Origin of the sequence: Phyllobacterium calauticae (assembly GCF_019991125.1) — a bacterium.
GTDB lineage: Bacteria > Pseudomonadota > Alphaproteobacteria > Rhizobiales > Rhizobiaceae > Phyllobacterium > Phyllobacterium calauticae.
The window spans coordinates 1,175,007-1,191,196 of sequence record NZ_JAGENB010000001.1 but is presented as its reverse complement, the minus strand read 5'-3'; the positions used below and the strand labels follow the sequence as shown (position 1 = coordinate 1,191,196).

At 60.6% G+C, this 16,190-nt stretch carries 14 protein-coding genes and 1 riboswitch; of the genes, 11 read left to right on the top strand and 3 right to left on the bottom strand.

The window, feature by feature from the left end; genetic code table 11:
* Nucleotides 1–204: 204 nt before the first annotated feature.
* The 3 genes from J1W56_RS05985 to J1W56_RS05975 form a co-directional block, all read right to left on the bottom strand.
* Nucleotides 205–1,128, bottom strand: a complete 924-nt coding sequence (locus J1W56_RS05985; RefSeq protein WP_223612355.1) for a homoserine O-succinyltransferase — start codon at nt 1,126–1,128, stop codon at nt 205–207.
* A gap of 31 nt (nt 1,129–1,159) precedes the next feature.
* A riboswitch (SAM riboswitch) is annotated at nt 1,160–1,237 on the bottom strand.
* Nucleotides 1,238–1,330: 93 nt separating this feature from the next.
* Nucleotides 1,331–1,948, bottom strand: a complete 618-nt coding sequence (locus J1W56_RS05980; protein ID WP_223612354.1) for a glutathione S-transferase family protein — start codon at nt 1,946–1,948, stop codon at nt 1,331–1,333.
* A gap of 87 nt (nt 1,949–2,035) precedes the next feature.
* Nucleotides 2,036–3,199, bottom strand: a complete 1,164-nt coding sequence (locus J1W56_RS05975) for a dihydrodipicolinate synthase family protein (RefSeq protein ID WP_223612353.1) — start codon at nt 3,197–3,199, stop codon at nt 2,036–2,038.
* Nucleotides 3,200–3,451: 252 nt separating this feature from the next.
* Between J1W56_RS05975 and J1W56_RS05970 the strand changes: the two genes are divergently transcribed.
* The 11 genes from J1W56_RS05970 (at nt 3,452) to J1W56_RS05920 (ending at nt 16,034) form a co-directional block, all read left to right on the top strand.
* Nucleotides 3,452–4,495, top strand: a complete 1,044-nt coding sequence (locus J1W56_RS05970) for a LacI family DNA-binding transcriptional regulator (protein WP_223612352.1) — start codon at nt 3,452–3,454, stop codon at nt 4,493–4,495.
* The gene (locus J1W56_RS05965; protein ID WP_223612351.1) at nt 4,492–5,493 is read left to right on the top strand and encodes a Gfo/Idh/MocA family protein; all 1,002 of its coding nucleotides are present in this window, start codon (nt 4,492–4,494) and stop codon (nt 5,491–5,493) included. The genes J1W56_RS05970 and J1W56_RS05965 overlap by 4 nt, the downstream gene beginning before the upstream one ends.
* Nucleotides 5,494–5,510: 17 nt before the next feature.
* Nucleotides 5,511–7,112: an acyl CoA:acetate/3-ketoacid CoA transferase gene (locus J1W56_RS05960; protein ID WP_223612350.1), complete on the top strand. Its 1,602-nt coding sequence runs from the start codon at nt 5,511–5,513 to the stop codon at nt 7,110–7,112.
* Complete coding sequence (locus tag J1W56_RS05955; protein WP_223612349.1) at nt 7,105–7,884, top strand: enoyl-CoA hydratase/isomerase family protein; 780 nt, start codon at nt 7,105–7,107, stop codon at nt 7,882–7,884. The genes J1W56_RS05960 and J1W56_RS05955 overlap by 8 nt, the downstream gene beginning before the upstream one ends.
* Nucleotides 7,884–9,392, top strand: coding sequence for an aldehyde dehydrogenase family protein (locus J1W56_RS05950; RefSeq protein WP_223612348.1), 1,509 nt, complete (start codon nt 7,884–7,886; stop codon nt 9,390–9,392). The genes J1W56_RS05955 and J1W56_RS05950 overlap by 1 nt, the downstream gene beginning before the upstream one ends.
* 107 nt (nt 9,393–9,499) lie before the next feature.
* A complete protein-coding gene (locus tag J1W56_RS05945) occupies nt 9,500–10,747 on the top strand; it encodes an ABC transporter substrate-binding protein (protein ID WP_223612347.1) in 1,248 nt (415 codons plus the stop codon).
* A gap of 94 nt (nt 10,748–10,841) precedes the next feature.
* A complete protein-coding gene (locus J1W56_RS05940; protein WP_105733954.1) occupies nt 10,842–11,720 on the top strand; it encodes a carbohydrate ABC transporter permease in 879 nt (292 codons plus the stop codon).
* Complete coding sequence (locus J1W56_RS05935) at nt 11,717–12,598, top strand: carbohydrate ABC transporter permease (protein WP_223612346.1); 882 nt, start codon at nt 11,717–11,719, stop codon at nt 12,596–12,598. The genes J1W56_RS05940 and J1W56_RS05935 overlap by 4 nt, the downstream gene beginning before the upstream one ends.
* A 4-nt stretch (nt 12,599–12,602) precedes the next feature.
* Complete coding sequence (locus J1W56_RS05930) at nt 12,603–13,721, top strand: ABC transporter ATP-binding protein (RefSeq protein WP_223612345.1); 1,119 nt, start codon at nt 12,603–12,605, stop codon at nt 13,719–13,721.
* 13 nt (nt 13,722–13,734) lie between these two features.
* Entirely contained in the window at nt 13,735–15,258 is a 1,524-nt protein-coding gene (locus tag J1W56_RS05925; RefSeq protein WP_223612344.1) for a GMC oxidoreductase, read from the top strand.
* Nucleotides 15,258–16,034: a 3-ketoacyl-ACP reductase gene (locus J1W56_RS05920; RefSeq protein WP_223612343.1), complete on the top strand. Its 777-nt coding sequence runs from the start codon at nt 15,258–15,260 to the stop codon at nt 16,032–16,034. The genes J1W56_RS05925 and J1W56_RS05920 overlap by 1 nt, the downstream gene beginning before the upstream one ends.
* Nucleotides 16,035–16,190: the final 156 nt, after the last annotated feature.

Below are 16,190 nucleotides of genomic sequence, written 5' to 3'. Positions count from 1 at the left end.
CGCGCAGGAATGGGCGATGACCGCGCAGGATGTCCTGTGGCGGCGCACCAAGGTCGGCCTGCATGTGACCGACGCCCAGGCCGACGCCCTCGAAACCTTCATGGCCAAAACCGTCCAGCGCCGATCGGACACCGTGCCGCAATAGGCTCCACACTGCCCTATCCAGCGGTGAAGGGCGGGCGGCCGTGCTGGCCCGGCCTTCGTTTATCGGGATTTTCCGATTGAACCGATATCAAAGGGTGTCGTTTGATAAATCTCGTTTATCCAGTTGGACAGGAGCAAATGCGCATGCGAGCGCCAGCGATTGGGCGGCGGCCTTGATGTGTCGTCATCGGGGAAATAGTTGAACGGCAGGTTGATCGGTACCCCGGCCTGAATATCGCGGAAATACTCATCGGCCAGCGAACCGGAATCATATTCGAGATGGTCGAGCACATAAAGGCGGCGATACCGCGGATCTTCGACAATGCAGGCTCCCTTCTCCTCCGAATGTGCCAGCAGCGTCAGTTCCGGCCGCGCAAGAATGTCTGCCGGTCGCACTTCGGCCCAGCGTGATATCGGAATGGCGAAATCGTCGGAAAAACCGTTGAGATAGGGCGACGCTGTTTTCAGGATTCTCTGGCTGTAGACACCGAATGCTTTTTCGCCAAGCGCATGCTTCGGCACGCCGTGGAAATGATGAAGTGCCGCCATCGCCCCCCAGCAGACGTTCATGGTGGAATGGACGTTGGTTTGCGTCCACTCCAGGATATCGCGCATTTCCGGCCAGTAGCTGACATCCTCGAACGGGATTGTCTCGACGGGGGTTCCAGTAATGATGAAACCGTCGAACGTGCGGTGCTGCGCCTTTTCCCACGTCTGATAAAAGGCGCTGAGATGGTCTTCGGGCGTATTCTTCGGCTTGTAGCTGCCGACGGTCACCAGCGAAAGTTCGATCTGCAGCGGCGAAGCGCCGAGCAGGCGCGCGATCTGCAATTCTGTCTTGATCTTGTTGGGCATCAGGTTCAGCAGCCCGATCTGGAGCGGGCGGATATCCTGACGGATAGCCACGGCTTCCGTCATCACGCGTACGCCCTCGCTTACCAAAGTATCGAAGGCGGGCAGTTTGTCAGGAATCTTGATAGGCATCACGGTCACCAAAAAAAGCCGATAGATCGCTTTCGGTCCGCACGCGGCCCTTTAGCGAGTTTTTTAACGTGGCTGCAAGCCGGCCGGCCAAATCACCACGGGTTCTTCAATACTGGATGCTTGTGCAAATAGCTATCGGATTCAAATGCGGCGGGCTGTCGCTCGCCGCATGGGCCTGATGAGACAGTGTTTCACTGCCGTCTCAATCGTGCGTTTCACCGGAAAAAGCGGTCGCCTGCATCGATGGCCGCCGGCAATAGCCGGCATACCACGCGGCAAGGCGCGGGCGTCCCTCGGCAAACGGATAGACGTTGCGAAACGCGATCCAGTCGAGCGTTGTCGCCAGGGCGATCTCGCCGATGCGCGGCAGGCCCTCGAGGGATGCTTCCTTCTCGGCGAAATCGCAGGCCGCGATGATTTTCTGCAACTGGGCATCGCGCATGGTCGGCCAGCGCAGAGGCTCCGGCCGCCGCTCGGTTTCCCAGCGCACCACGATGCCGGAATCGGCAATGCCCTGCGCCGCCGCCTGCAGGCGCAGTGTCTCCCAGCGTGCCTGCCCGCCTGACGGGATGAGGGCGGAGCCACCGGGGAGGGTACTCAGATAGTCCGCTATGGCAACCGAATCGAACAGCGCAAAGCCATCCTCGCCGATCAGCACCGGAACCTTTCCCAGCGGGTTGAGCGCATAGACCGCCTCATTGCGCCGGGTTGGGCTGGTTTCGTGGTGGATGACCTCGACCCTGTCCGCCAGACCGATTTCGTGAATGGCGACCAGTATCTTGCGGGCGTAGGGCGAGTGTGTCTGGTAAAGCAGCTTCATGGGGAATCCCGGATGATGGAGCGAGTCGGCACGGACAATCGCCCGGCAGGCCCGCAGGATCAAGAGGACTCCAGCAGAAGCCGGATATCAGAGACCGTATAGCTGAAGCAGGCTCTTCATGCGGCTTGTGGCAAGTTCCGGCCTGTCGAGAACATTGGCCTGATCGGCCAGCCGGAAAATATCGGCATAGTGAACGATACCGCGTGCCGATTGCATGCCGGCGGGCATGGTGAAATGGCTCTGGTGACCATTGAGCCAGGCCAGAAAAACCACTCCCGCCTTGTAATACTGCGTCGGGGCTTCGAAGATCTTGCGGGACAGCGGCACGGTGGGTTCGATCACCGCGCGGAAGGCCGTCGTCTCGCCCCTTGCCAGCAGCGCCAGTGCCTTCGAGGCCTGCGGCGCGACCGCATCGAAAATGCCGAGCAGGGCGTGGCTGTACCGCGCGCCGTCGCCCTCGATCAGTTCGGCATAGTTGAAATCATCGCCGGTAAAGCACAGGACACCCTTCGGCAGCCGGTTGCGCAGGGCAATTTCCCTGGTGTTGTCGAGCAGCGAAATCTTGATGCCTTCGACCTTGTCCCTGTTGTCATCGATGATGGCAAGCACGGTTTCCAATGCGTCGTCAAAGGCATGGGAGCCCCAGTAGCCGGCGAGTTGCGGATCGAACATGTCACCGAGCCAGTGCAGGACAACCTTGTTGCGCGTCTGGCGCAGGATTTCACCATAGACGGCCCGGTAGTCCTCCGGGGATTTTGCCACTTTGGCCAGCGCCCGGCTGGCCATCATCACGGCCCGGCCGCCCTCAGCCTCGACAAAGCCGATCTGCGTTTCATAGGCGGCGATCACGTCTGCGAGGCTGCGGGTGTCTTCCGGGGCCAGTTGGTCGGTCCCCGCACCGCAGGCAAGGTCGGCCCCCGGCACGCTGCGCGCCTCGGCGAGCGAGCGGCGGATCAGTTCCTGCGCGCCTGCCCAATCCAGCCCCATGCCGCGCTGGGCCGTGTCCATGGCTTCGGCGATCTTGAACCCGAGTGACCAGAGATGATGGCGAAAGGCCATGGTGGCATCCCAGTCGACGGTGGGCGAACCCCAGGGCGCGCTGTCGCGGCGCGGGTCGGACACCACATGGGCTGCGGCGTAGGCGATACGGCTGAAGGATGGCGGAGCATCCGGCCGCGCTGTCGGCTCGCCGGAAAGGCGGTAGGCTGAAAGTGTGCCATCGGCGGCGGGCAGGTTCAGAACTAGGCTCATCATATCGCTCCCGGTCGTATGACGGGCTTTGTAATTTGGAACGTTCCAAAAAACAAGAGGAAAAAATCCGAGCCTTTGCGTAGCCAAAAAATAAACAGCCGCCAGCTGAGCGAGCTAAAATGAGCAAAAAATCACCGTAAACCGTGCTTTTCTGTGCTGTCCTGACGATGTATCCTGATAGTCCTTGATTTTTCCTGCTTGACATATTTGGAACGTTCCAATTATATCCATCGTCTGACTGGGAGGAAGACCGTGAGCCGAAGCCGGACAACCGTTGTGGATATTGCGCATGCCGCCGGCGTGTCGAAATCCACCGTGTCCCTGGTTCTGCAGGGCAGTCCGCTGGTCAATGAAAAGACCCGTGAGAAGGTCAACAGTGTCATCGCCGATCTCGGCTATGTCTATAATCGCGGTGCGGCCAACCTGCGCCAGGCGCGCTCGAAAATCGTCGGCATTGTGGTCAATGACCTCACCAACAGTTTCTTCGCCGAACTCGCCGTCGGCATGGATATGGTCGTTCAGTCGGCAGGCTACGTGCAGTTCCTTGCCCATAGCGGCGAGAGTGTCGACCGTCAGCGTGAAGTCATCGCGTCCATGCGGGAAAACGGCATTGCCGGGATGATCCTGTCGCCGGCGCGTGGCACCGAGGCGGCGGATATCAAGCCGTTGATCGACAGCGGTATTCCGGTGGTGGTCGTGGTGCGCAATCTGCCGGGGGCCAAGGTCTCCACCCTGCTTTCCGACAATTATACCGGCGCGAAGGCCGCCGTGCGTCATCTGGTTGCCCTTGGCCACACGCGCATCGGCTTCATGGGCGGCTTTCTCGATACCGCGGTTTTTGCCGAGCGGTTGCGCGGTTATCGCGATGCCCTGCAGGAAGCAGGCATTGCCGTCGATGAGGCGCTGATCATCCATTCGGCGCCGTCCCGCGCCGGTGGTGTTGCCGCTGTGGAGCGCATGATGCTCATCTCCGATCGGGCAACGGCTGCACTGTGCCTCAACGATGCTGTGGCTTTCGGTGTCTGTGATGGCTTGCGCTCTGTTGGTATCGAACCCGGCAAGGGGTTTGGTGTGATCGGCTTTGACGACGTGATCGAGGCCAAGACGGCCGTCCCGGCGCTGACAACCGTTTCGGTCGACCCGCAGGGCATGGGCCAGCGCGCGGCTCAGCTCCTGCTCAAGCAGATCAATGCCGGCGGCAATGAACAGGAATCGCTGGTGACATCCGTGCGCCTTGTGGTGCGGCAAAGCTGCGGTGCGCCGGTCAGGAACAATCATCTGGAGGAAATGGCATGACGCGGTGGGGATTGATCGGAGCAAGCACGATTGCGCATGAATGGGTGATCGATGCGATCCGTGCCGAAGGCGGCGAGATCGTTTCCGTCATGAGCACCAGTGCCGAGCGTGGCCGGAAATATGCTGCCGATCACGGCATTGCCAAATCCGTTACATCCCTCGATGCGCTGGTCGGCGATCAGGATGTCGATGCGGTCTACATCTCGACCACCAATGAACTGCACAGGGATCAGGTGCTCGCGGCCGCAGCTGCGGGAAAGCATGTGCTGTGCGAAAAGCCGCTGGCCATGAGCCTTGCGGATGCGCGGGCCATGGTTGACGCCTGCCGTGTGGCCGGTGTGGTGCTTGGCACCAATCATCATCTGCGCAATGCCGCGAGCCACACAGCCATGCGCGATGCCATTGCTGCCGGCAGGATCGGCGCGCCGCTCGCCGCCCGGGTTTTCCACGCGGTCTATCTGCCGCCGCACCTGCAGGGCTGGCGGCTTGACAAGCCGGAAGCCGGCGGCGGCGTCATTCTGGATATCACCGTGCATGACACGGATGCACTGCGCTATGTGCTGGGCGACGATCCTGTCGAGGCGGTTGCCGCCAGCCAGATCGGCGGCCTTGGCAAGGCAGGCCTTGCCGATGGCGTCATGGGCGTGCTGCGCTTCAAGTCGGGCCTGATTGCCCAGTTCCACGATGGCTTCACTACGAAATATGCCGAAACCGGCTTCGAGGTGCACGGCTCTGAAGGCTCGCTGGTCGGCCGCAATGTCATGACGCAGAAGCCGGTCGGCACCGTCACCCTGCGCAATGCCGAGGGTGAAACCGAGCTCAAGCTCGACCACCGGAACCTCTACGAAACCGGCATTGCCAAATTCCATGCCGCCATCCTCGGCAAGGGGCAGCCGCCGGCAACGGGTGAAGACGGTGTCTGGTCGCTTGCCGCCGGTCTTGCGGTCACCGAGGCCGCCCGCACCGGCACTGCACAGACAATCAATCCAGGTCTTTGAAGAGAACGACACCAGGCATGAGCAAGCACATAACCCCTGAAGAGGCGGCAGGCCTCATCCCCGACGCAGCGATCGTTTCGGTCTCGTCGTCGAGCGGCCTTGGCTGCCCCGATCTGATGCTGAAAGCCATCGGCGCGCGTTTCGATGCCACGGGCCATCCGCGCGATCTGACCACGCTGCATCCCATTGCGGCGGGTGACATGAGCGGCATCAAAGGCATTGATTACATCGCCAAGAAGGGGCTGCTCAAGCGCATTCTCGGCGGCTCCTACCCTTCCGGGCCATCGACCGCCGAACCGCCGCTGATCTGGCAGATGATCGGCAATGACGAGGTGGCTGCCTACAATATTCCCTCCGGCATCCTGTTCGACATGCACCGCGAGGCGGCGGCCAAGCGTCCGGGCGTTCTGACCAAGGTCGGGCTCGATACATTCGTCGACCCGGACCGCCAGGGCTGCGCCATGAATGCTTCGGCCGCCCGCGAGCCGGTGGTCCGCAAGATCGAGTTTGAGGGCGAAGAGTGGCTGTTTTTCAAACCCGTTATCCCGCAGGTCGCCATCATCCGCGCCACCACGGCCGATGAGCGCGGTAATCTGACCTATGAGCACGAGGGCGCATACCTCGGCGGCTTCGATCAGGCTTTGGCCGTGCGCAACAATGGCGGCATCGTCATTGCGCAGGTCAAGCGCATCACCAAGAGCGGTTCGCTCAAGCCGCATGATGTGCGCGTTCCCGGCATTCTCGTTGACTATGTCGTCGTCGACCCCGACCAGAAACAGACAACGCAGACCGTCTACGACCCGGCCATCTCAGGTGAAATCTTCCATCCGCTCGCCGATTTCGCCCTGCCGGATTTCAACATCCAGAAGGTGATTGCCCGCCGTGTCGCGACGGAGCTTGAGGCAGGCAGCGCCGTCAATCTCGGTTTTGGCATCTCCGCCAATGTCCCGCGCATCCTGCTCGAAGAGGGCCTGCATGGCGCGGTGACATGGGTGATCGAGCAGGGGCCGGTCGGCGGTATCCCGCTGCTCGATTTTGCCTTTGGCTGCGCCTCCAACGCCGAAGCCTTCGTGCCGTCGCCGCACCAGTTCACCTATTTCCAGGGCGCGGGTTTTGATGCCTCGCTGTTGTCCTTCCTCGAGATCGACAAATCCGGCTCGGTCAACGTGTCCAAGCTCAGCTTCCGCCCGCATGTGACGGCCGGTGCCGGCGGTTTCGTCGATATCACCGCGCGGGCCCGCAAGATCGTCTTCTCCGGCATGTTCAATGCCGGTGCGAAGGTGCATGTGGCCGATGGCAGGCTGGTCATCGAGAAGGAAGGCAAGCTGAAGAAACTGGTCAACGAAGTCGAGCACGTCACCTTTTCCGGCCGTCGTGCCGTGGAGCAGGGGCAGGACATCACCTATGTCACCGAGCGCTGCGTCATGGTCCTGCGCCCGGAAGGCATCGTGCTTACCGAGATTGCACCGGGTGTCGATCTCCAGACCCAGATTCTCGATCAGTCGGAATTCCCGCTCATCGTTGCCGGTGATCTGAAACTGATGGCGGCAGAGCTCTTTGCCGAAGGGCCCTTCGGCTTGAAGCTGCCGCAGAAACCGGAAAGGACGCTCCATGGCTGAGCCCCGCATCACGGTTGACTTCAACGGGCCTGTCGCGACCATCACCGTGTCGCGCCCGGAAAAACTCAACGCTTTCGATATTGCCATGCTGAAGGAACTTTCGGCCGCGTGCGACGAATTGGAGGCCAATGCCGATATTCGCGTCGCCATCCTGACCGGCGCCGGCAAAGCCTTTTCCGCAGGCGGCGACATCAAGGCCTGGGCGGCGATGACGCCGAACGAATTTGGTCACGCCTGGGTCCGCTTCGGGCATCGCGTCTTCGAGCGTCTGGCGACGTTGCGCGTGCCATTGATTGCCGCGCTCAACGGTCATGCGCTGGGCGGCGGGCTGGAGCTCGCCGCTGCTGCCGATATTCGCATTGCCGAGACGCATATCCGCATCGGTCTGCCGGAGACGGGCCTCGGTATGGTGCCGGGCTGGTCGGGAACGCAGCGGCTTGTCCGCCGGTTCGGGGCACAGGCTGTCCGCCGCATGGCGCTGGGCGGTGAAATCTTCAGCGCGACCGAAGCCGCCGCGCTCGGGATCGTCGACCATGTGGTGGAAACCGGTGCCGCCGTCACCGCGGCGCAGGCCTATGCGGAGCGGATCGCCAGGCGCGGACCGGCTGCGGTGGAAGTGGCGAAACTGATGATTGCGTCGGCTAACGGCGAAGACAATGGCACGGCGGTCGAAGCCCTCGGCTCGATCCTCGTCGCCAAAACAGCGGACCTGAAAGAAGGTGTTTCGGCCTTTGCCGAAAAGCGTGAGCCCGTGTTCAAGGGAGAATGGTAATGACGGTTCTGATGCGGCCACAAGCGCTCGACAATTTCAAGGTGCGCGAATTCCGGATGCTGATCGACGGCAAATGGACCGATGGTGCAGAGGGCGGCGTGATCGAGCGCAAGAGCCCCGGCCATGGTGTCGTGGTCTCGCGCTATCAGGCGGGTACGAAAGCCGATGCGGAGCGCGCCATCCGTGCTGCCCGCAATGCCTTCGACAACGGCCCGTGGTCGCGCATGACCGGTGCCGAACGCTCGAATATCCTGCTCAAGGCCGCTGATCTGATTGCCGCACGTTCCGACGAACTTGCCTATCTCGACTGCATCGAATCCGGCAAACCAATTTCGCAGGCCAAGGGCGAGCTGGGCGGCGCGGTCGATATCTGGCGCTATGCCGCCGCGCTCGGCCGCGATCTGCACGGTGAAAGCTACAACACGCTGGGCGACGGCACGCTGGGTGTGGTCCTGCGGGAGGCGATCGGTGTCATCTCCATCATCACGCCGTGGAATTTCCCCTTCCTCATCGTCAGCCAGAAACTGCCCTTTGCCCTGGCTGCCGGCTGCACGGCCGTCGTCAAGCCGTCCGAACTGACCTCGGGGTCGACGCTCGTTCTCGGTGAAATCCTCATGGAAGCCGGTGTTCCCGCCGGTGTCGTCAACATCCTTGCCGGTACGGGCGCCGAGGTCGGCGCACCGATGACCACCCATCCGGATGTCGATATGGTCTCGTTCACAGGCTCGACCCTTGTCGGCAAGCTGACGATGGCCAATGCCGCCCAGACGCTGAAAAAGGTCTCGCTGGAACTTGGCGGCAAGAATCCGCAGATCGTTTTCCCCGATGCCAATCTCGATGATTTCATCGATGCGGCGGTGTTCGGCGCCTATTTCAATGCCGGTGAATGCTGCAATGCCGGTTCACGCCTGATCGTTCATCGGGATATTGCCGATGAGGTCACGCAGCGTGTTGCCGCGCTGTCGGCCAAGGTCCGGGTTGGCGATCCGCTTGATCCGCAGACCAAGGTCGGCGCGATCATTACACCGGAACATCTGGCCAAGATCGACACCTATGTGCGCAATGCCGCATCGGCGGGCGCTGCCGTTTCCCATGGCGGTACGCCGCTGGATCTCGGCCTTGGGCAGTATATGAGCCCGACCATTCTTTCGGCGGTGCAGCCGGATATGGCCGTCGCGCGTGAAGAAGTGTTTGGTCCTGTGCTTTCCGTGCTAACATTCGAAACGATGGAAGACGCCATCCGGATTGCCAATTCCATCGACTACGGCCTGTCGGCAGGCGTATGGAGCCGCGATTTCGATACGTGCCTGACGGTAGGCCGCCGGGTACGTGCCGGGACCATCTGGATGAACACGTTCATGGATGGTGCAGCGGAGCTGCCGTTCGGCGGTTATCGCCAGTCTGGCCTCGGTCGTGAACTGGGCCGTCATGCGGTCGAGGACTACACCGAGACCAAGACCCTGAACATGCATATGGGGCGGAGGACATTACTTTGGGCGTCGAATTAAATCGATTGTATTCGCCATTCGGCTTATTGTATGAATGAGGCAGGCTGAGGGATAACTGAGGTCTAGGGTAGTGGGAATTTTATCTTTTTTTCCTTGGGAGGAATGAAATGAATAAGTTGATGAATACGGTTGCTGCGGCAGCCATGCTGCTCGGCACGGCCACGATGGCCCGCGCTGCCGAAAACGTCGAAGTCCTGCATTGGTGGACATCCGGCGGTGAGGCGACAGCGCTGGAAGTCCTGAAGAAGGATCTGGAAAAGAAGGGCATCACCTGGTCCGACATGCCTGTTGCCGGTGGTGGCGGTACGGAAGCCATGACCGTTCTGCGCGCCCGCGTCACCGGCGGCAACCCTCCGACAGCCGTGCAGGCCTTGGGCTTCGACATCACCGACTGGGCCAAGCAGGGCGTTCTTGCCAACCTTGACGATGTCGCATCGAAGGAAAAGTGGGCCGACGTTATTCCCGGCGCGCTGCAGAACTTCTCCAAATATGACGGTCACTGGATCGCCGCACCGGTCAACGTCCACTCCACCAACTGGATGTGGATCAACAAGGCTGCACTCGACAAGGCTGGCGGCAAGGAACCCAAGAACTGGGACGAACTGATTGCCCTTCTCGACAACTTCAAGAAGCAGGGCATCACACCGATCGCCCACGGCGGTCAGCCATGGCAGGACGCGACGATTTTCGACGCGGTCGTGCTGTCGCTCGGCAATGACTTCTACAAGGCGGCTTTCATCGATCTCGATCCCAAGGCTTTGGGCGGCGCGAAGATGAAGGAAGCGTTTGACCGCATGACCAAGCTGCGCTCCTATGTGGATAACAACTTCTCCGGTCGCGACTGGAACCTCGCCTCCACCATGGTTATCGAAGGCAAGGCCGGCGTGCAGTTCATGGGCGATTGGGCCAAGGGCGAGTTCGTCAAGGCCAAGAAGGAGCCAGGCAAGGACTTCGTTTGCATGCGCTTCCCGGGCACCCAGGGTTCGGTCACGTTCAACTCTGATCAGTTCCTGTTCTTCAAGAAGAGCGATGCTGAGCACAAGTCGCAGCTCGTCATGGCATCGTCCATCGAGAGCCCGACCTTCCAGTCCGCTTTCAACGTCGTGAAGGGTTCAGCTCCGGCACGTACCGATGTGTCCGATGCAGCCTTCGATGCCTGCGGCAAGAAGGCGATCAAGGATCTTGCTGAAGCCAACAAGGCCGGCACGCTCTACGGTTCCATGGCCCATGGCTATGCGGTTCCGGCCGCCATCAAGAATGCGATCTATGACGTGGTTACCCGCGAATTCAACGGTGACCTGACATCAGACGCAGCGGTCAAGGAACTCGTTTCCGCCGTGGACGCTGCCAAGTAAGCGCGCTCCTTCTGTCCGGGGCGCAAAGCCCCGGACAGGTTCCCGTGAACATGCACGGCAATGACAAGAACTTAAGAGTTGAAGGGGTGAGGCTATGGATACCCGCAGCCGCATACAGGACTTGATACCCAAACTGGTGTTGGGACCGAGTTTTCTGATTGTCCTGATCTTCGTCTATGGCTTTATCATCTATACGGGCGTCCTGTCGTTCACCGACAGCAAGATGCTGCCGTCCTTTGGTTTTGTCGGACTGGAGAATTACCGCAAATTGTGGGCTTTGCCGCATTGGTGGCGGGCCATCACCAATCTGGGTATTTTTGCCTCGCTCTATATCATCATCTGCACCGTCATCGGGCTTGGCCTTGCCATCCTGCTGGATCAGAAGATCCGCATCGAAGGTTTCCTGCGGCCGATCTACCTCTATCCCATGGCGCTGTCGTTCATCGTGACCGGTGTTGCCTGGAAATGGTTTCTCGATCCCGGCATCGGCCTTGAGAACACCATGCACCAGTGGGGCTGGACCAGTTTCGCCTTCAATTGGATCAAGGATTCCAAGATGGCGATCTATACGGTGGTAATCGCCGCCGTCTGGCAGTCCTCCGGCTTCGTCATGGCCATGTTCCTTGCCGGACTGCGCGGCGTCGACAACGAGATCATCAAGGCGGCACAGATCGACGGCGCCTCGACGGCCATGATCTATCGCCGCATCATCATTCCGCTGATGCGTCCGGTTTTCCTGTCGGCCTTTGTCGTGCTCGCCCATCTCGCCATCAAGGCGTATGACCTGGTGATCGCGCTGACCGGCGGCGGCCCCGGACAGGCAACCGAACTGCCCGCGACCTTCATGTATTCCTATACGTTTACACGCAATTCCATGGGCATCGGCGCGTCCTCGGCCATCATCATGCTGATCACCATTTTCGCGATCATCATTCCCTATCTCTATTCTGAAGTCAGGGGAGGCAGCAAATGAGCGCTCCGAGTCCGGACAATGCCATCTCCAGCGGCAAGCTGACCCGCGTCCTTATCTATATCGCCCTGCTGGTCTTCGCCTTTTACTACCTTTTGCCGCTCTACGTCATGGTGGTGAATTCGCTGAAGACCCTTGATGAAATCCGTCAGGGCGGCATGCTGTCGCCGCCGCATGAATGGACCATCGAGCCCTGGCTTGCGGCCTGGTCGACGGCCCAGATCGGCGTGCAGCCGACAGGTTTGAAGCCTTATTTCATCAACTCGATCATCATGGTCATCCCGGCCGTGGCGATTTCAACCGTGCTGGGCGCGCTGAACGGCTATGTGCTGACGAAGTGGCGGTTCCGCGGCTCGAACGTCATGTTCGGCATGCTGCTGCTCGGCTGCTTCATTCCGTTCCAGATCGTCCTCATACCCATGGCGCGGGTTCTCGGCGCTCTCGGAATGGCCGGCACCATTCAAGGCCTGATTTTCGTGCACGTGATCTACGGTCTCGGTTTCACCACGCTGTATTTCCGCAACTACTACGAAGCATTCCCGACGGAGCTGGTCCGCGCTGCGCAGATCGACGGCGCCAGCTTCTTCCAGATTTTCTGGCGCATCCTGCTGCCGTCGTCGGGTCCTATCATCGTGGTGTCCGTCATCTGGCAGTTCACGAATATCTGGAACGACTTCCTGTTCGGCGCCTCGTTCTCGGGGTTCAGCAGCACGCCGATGACGGTCGCGCTCAACAACCTGGTGAACTCGTCGACGGGCGTGAAGGAATACAACGTGCATTTCGCCGGCGCGATCCTCGCCGCACTGCCAACTCTTATCGTCTACATCGTTTCCGGGCGCTACTTCGTCCGTGGACTTATGTCCGGCGCCGTGAAGGGATAACCCAATGTCATTTCTCCAGATCAAGAACCTGCATAAATCCTATGGCAATGTCCCGATCCTGAAGGACATCAATATCGAGATCGACGAGGGTGGCTTTCTCGTCCTCGTCGGCCCTTCCGGCTGCGGCAAGTCCACCCTGCTCAACACAATTGCCGGGCTCGAACCGATCAGTTCCGGCGACATTTCGATCAAGGGCAAATCGATCAGCGGCCTGCACCCGTCCAAGCGCGATATCGCCATGGTGTTCCAGTCCTATGCGCTTTATCCGAACATGACCGTTGGCGGAAACATCGCCTTCGGCATGGAAATCCGCGGCGTGCCGAAAGACGAGCGTGAGAAGGCCATCAAGCAGGTTGCCGACATGCTGCAGATCGGCCATCTGCTCGACCGCAAGCCGAGCCAGCTGTCCGGCGGCCAGCGCCAGCGCGTTGCCATGGGCCGGGCGCTCGTGCGCAACCCGCAGGTGTTCCTGTTCGATGAGCCACTGTCCAATCTCGATGCCAAGCTGCGCGTCGACATGCGCACCGAGATCAAGCGCCTGCACCAGCGGATGAAAACCACGATCGTCTATGTGACGCACGACCAGATCGAGGCGATGACGCTGGCCACCAAGATCGCCGTGCTCAAGGACGGCATCCTGCAGCAATTCGGTACCCCGGCGGAAATCTACAACAATCCGACCAACCTCTTTGTCGCCGACTTCATGGGCTCGCCTGCCATGAACCTGCTCAAGGCGAAAATCGAGGGCGGTGCTTCGGATTTGAGCGTCGTGCTCGACCGGCCCGATTCCTCGCCGTTGCGGTTGCCGATCAAGAAGACCAACAGCGCGCTGGTGGGCCATTCCGGCAAGGATGTGATTTTCGGCATCCGTCCGGAAGCCCTGACCGATCCCGATGGGGCAGACCGCAATGCGAGTTCGCTGGTGGAAGGCGAGTGCCTGATCGACGTGGTCGAACCAGCGGGGTCCGATACCTTCGCCGTGACCAGGCTTGGCAGCAAGGAAGTGGTGGCGCGCCTGCGTGCCGACGCCCAGATCCTGCCGGGGCAGAAGACGCAACTGGCGTTCAATCTCGACAAGGCCGTGTTCTTCGATCCGCAATCGCAGCTGCGTATCGGCGCCTGACGATCACGATGTCATGAACGCCGCGTCGCAACGAAGCCAATCCCCCGATATCGTCATCATCGGTTCGGGGATTGGCGGGTCGACTATTGCCGCCGGTCTGGCGGGATCGGGAGCAGACATCCTGATCCTGGAGGCGGGTGGTCATTTGCCCGACCGTCCGGAGAACCGTGATCCGCGCGCGATCTTCCAGAAGGGTTTCTTCCGCCCGGATGAAAGCTGGTACGATGCGGATGGCAAGGCGTTCAATCCCGGCAATTACTACAATGTCGGCGGCAATTCGAAGTTCTATGGCGCGGTGCTGACGCGTTACCGGGCCGAGGACTTTGCCGAGATGCGGCATCTCGAGGGGGTCTCACCCGCCTGGCCGTTTGCCTATGGCGAGCTGGAGCCGTGGTACGGCAAGGCGGAGGCGCTCTATCAGGTGCGCGGAAGCCAAGGCGAAGACCCGACGGAACCGCATCATTCGACGCCCTACGGCTTTCCCCCCGTGCCCGACGAGGAACCCATCGGTATCCTGCGCAGGCGGCTGCGTGTTGCCGGTGTCCATCCGTTTTCCCTGCCGCTCGGCGTCGATATCGATACATGGATGTCCCACGGCAGGACGCCCTGGGATGCACACCCCAACAGCTTCAACGGCAAGATGGATGCGGAGACCACTGCCCTTGCCCAGGCATTGAAGCACGGCAATATCCGCCTGCAGACCAATTCGCGCGTCACGCGGCTCGAGACAGCTGCAGACGGAAAATCGATTGCCGCCGTGCATTACGTCAGGGATGGCGTACCTGCTGTTCTCAAACCCAAACTGGTGATCCTCTCGGCAGGCGCCGTTCAATCCGCGGTGCTTCTGTTGCGTTCGGCTGACAGCCGCAATCCCGCCGGTCTTGCCAACCGCTCGGATCAGGTCGGCCGCAACTTCATGAATCACAATCTGTCAGCGGTCATCGGGTTCGATCCGCGCTTCCGCAATGATTCCATCTATCAGAAGACGTTCGGCTTCAATGATTTCTACCTGTCCGACGGCGAGGGTGGTGCACCGCTCGGCAATGTGCAATTGCTCGGGCGGATCAGCGGGCCCGTGCTGAAGTCGGACCTCAAGCTCGTACCTGAATGGATTCTCAACCGGTTCTGCAATCATACGGTGGATTTCCTCGCCATGAGCGAGGATGTGCCGAAACCGGAGAGCCGCGTTCGCGTCGACGATGACAGGATTATTCTCGAATGGGTGCGCAGCAACTGGCCGGCACATCAGAAACTGGTCGCCCGGATCAAGTCGGTGCTGCGGGCCGCCGGATTTCCCCTCGTTCTGTCCAAGGCCTTTGACCGCAAGACCCCGTCGCATCAATGCGGCACGGTGCGGATGGGCACCGACCCGGCGCAGGCACCGCTGGATGTCCATTGCCGCGCCTTCGACCACCCGAACCTGTTTGTCGTCGATGCCGCCTTCCTGCCGACATCAGCCGCGGTCAACCCGGCGCTGACCATCGCCGCACAGGCGCTGCGCGTCGCCGATCACATCATTGCCGGGGAGCTAGCATGATGAGTATCCAGTCCAAACCCGTCGCCCTGGTTACCGGCGCCCGGCGCGGCATCGGCCTTGGTATTGCCACGGCGCTTGCCGCCAGGGGATTTGATCTGGCGATCACCGACCTCGTGCGGGATGAAGCGGCTGATGCCGCTGTTTCAGCACTGGAATCACTCGGCGCAAAGGTACGGTTTATCGAGGCGGATCTGGCTGAACTTTCCAATCACGCGCAAACCGTCGGCGCCGTCATGGCAGCATTCGGCCGGATTGATTGTCTCGTCAACAATGCCGGCATCGGTTCGAAAGTGCGTGGTGATTTTCTCGATCTTGAGCCGGCAAACTACAATGCAATCTTTGATATCAATGTGCGGGGAACCGTGTTCTTCACGCAGGCGGTGCTGCGGGCCATGCTTGGCCGCACCGATGGCCGGGCCGCCCGTACGATCGTCAACATCACATCGGTTTCCGCGGAGATGACCTCGCCGGAACGTCTCGATTACTGCATGACCAAGGCGGCACTGGCGTCGTTCACGCAAGGGCTGGCCGTGCGGCTTGCGGACGAGGGGATCAGCGTTTTCGACGTGCGTCCCGGCATCATCCGCTCCGACATGACGGCCGTTGCCGCAGCCAAGTACGACAAACGCATCGCCGAAGGACTCGTGCCGATGAAGCGCTGGGGTGAGCCGGATGATCTCGGCCGCATCGTTGCGGCGCTGGCCGGCGGCGATTTCAACTTTGCCACAGGCTCGATCATCAACGCGGATGGCGCCCTTTCGATCAATCGGCTTTAACAGGTTGCAAAACATGAATTTCACCCCCCTCAGGGCTGCCGCCCATCTCCCCCACAGGGGGGGAGATCAGCTGTCGGTTTCGTTTCATTTCGCCTTGCATCGCTATTCAAGATGCAAAAACATCAATGCCGATGTGATCTCCCCCCCTGTGGGGGA